The 1617-nt window shown below is 63.1% G+C and carries 2 protein-coding genes; one reads left to right on the top strand and one right to left on the bottom strand.

From position 1 onward, the window contains the following. Positions 1-15 precede the first annotated feature (15 nt). Positions 16-840 carry a ribonuclease HII gene (locus WA702_RS19535; RefSeq protein ID WP_425112181.1) on the top strand — a complete coding sequence of 275 codons (825 nt, stop codon included), beginning with the start codon at positions 16-18 and terminating at the stop codon, positions 838-840. Between the two features lie 202 nt (positions 841-1042). Here WA702_RS19535 and WA702_RS19530 read toward each other — a convergent pair whose 3' ends face one another. Continuing rightward, a complete protein-coding gene (locus tag WA702_RS19530; RefSeq protein WP_425112180.1) occupies positions 1043-1525 on the bottom strand; it encodes an MOSC domain-containing protein in 483 nt (160 codons plus the stop codon). Positions 1526-1617: the final 92 nt, after the last annotated feature.

The following is a 1617-nucleotide window of genomic DNA, read 5'->3' as shown; positions in this document are numbered from 1 at the left end:
GGCTTGAAGGCAGCAATGTCCCAGTATTCACTCGATGTATTGCGTCAGCGCTATCTTGTCGAGAAGAGACCGCTCGAGGCCAGCGTCGAGCAGATCTTGCGGGCCGACAGCCGCGCGGGAGCCCGTGCCATCCTCGCTTCAATCGATAAACGGCGGTTCGAAAATAGGTCTGAAGGGCAGCGCCTTCGCAAGATGCTCCGCTTCGAGACCCCTCTTTGGGATAGCGGTCATCATGCCGTTGCAGGCGTGGATGAGGCCGGAATGAGCCCTCTCGCCGGGCCTGTCTCCGCCGGAGCCGTGGTCCTGAAGCCCGGCACGCGAATAATCGGGATCGACGACTCGAAGAAACTCGACGCCGCGGCTCGCGAAGAGCTCTCGATGGAAATCAAGGAAAAGGCGGAGAGTTGGTCTGTGGCGTTCGTCGAAGTCGACGAGATCGACGCGATCAACATCTACTGGGCAGGCATCCAGGCTATGCAGCGTGCGGTCCGGGGGCTAGGATTAACGCCGCAGCACTTGCTGATCGATGCGAAGCGGTTGGAGGAAATCGACATCCCTCAGCAGGCCATCATTAAAGGCGACGCCAAGTCCGCCAGCATCGCCGCAGCCTCCATCCTCGCGAAAGTGGAGCGTGACACCGTAATGCGGAAGCTGGACGCGCGTCACCCCGGCTACGGCTTCGCGGATCATAAGGGCTACCCGGTGCCGGCTCATTATGAGGCGTTGGCCAGGCTTGGTGCATGCGCAGCTCATCGCCGGTCGTTCGGACCGGTACGCAAGGCTCTCGGCTTGCCGCCCCTGCCGCCCTGGCCTTCGGCATCCGAGCGCACCGCTGGCTGAACTCCAAATCGCACGCTTCATCTCAGCGGCATTGATTTTCGCGCGGCGGCTTAACGGCTGCAGCAACTGCCGACGATCCAGGAAGACTTCGTATCGCCGCGCGGTGAAAAGAGCGGGTGGAATTGGCCATACCTCGCACGCGCGCAGATCGAGCAACACGTCGATCAGCTGTCGATGCCCTAAGCTGCGCCGGAATCGGCCGCTAACATACGCACGGTCTTTCTACAGAGCCGGCAAGACACGAAATGAGGACGACGGGAGCCGGACGAGCGCGGCGTCGCCAGCCGCGACCTGGCCGCCGGCCCGAACCACACCAAGGACCCCCACATTTGAATTGAGGGCCCGTTTCCACCGACGAAAGGACCTGCCGTTTGAGGCCGGCCCCGAAGCGATCGATGAGGACACAGGGCCTCCGGAGGCCGGTCAGCTCGATGACTGCCTTGGGTCCGAGCTCGATGAGGGATCCGACCGGCATCCGCTCAAGGTCCAGGCCGGCAGTGGCGATGTTCTCGCCGAGGTCACCCGCGCCGACCTCGAATCCAGCTTCCAGAAGGAAAGCGAAGAGCTCGGACGGGATCAGGTGGACCTGCCGAAGATTGGGTAGGCGGGGCTCGCGACGGGCGAGATAGCGGTGCCGGACGAACGCTCCGGCGTGGGCGTCGCCGTCGACGCCATGTCCTTCCACCAGGACTATGCGGTTCCTCGTCGGTTTGCTGAAGTGGTGTCCTCGATCGGCGGCGACCGCCACCACCCTTCCCTCGAGCGAGAGATCGAGAG

The organism is Bradyrhizobium sp. (assembly GCF_049798375.1).
Classification (GTDB): domain Bacteria; phylum Pseudomonadota; class Alphaproteobacteria; order Rhizobiales; family Xanthobacteraceae; genus Bradyrhizobium.
Note: the sequence above shows the minus strand (reverse complement) of the source record. Positions and strands in the feature narration are given on the sequence as shown.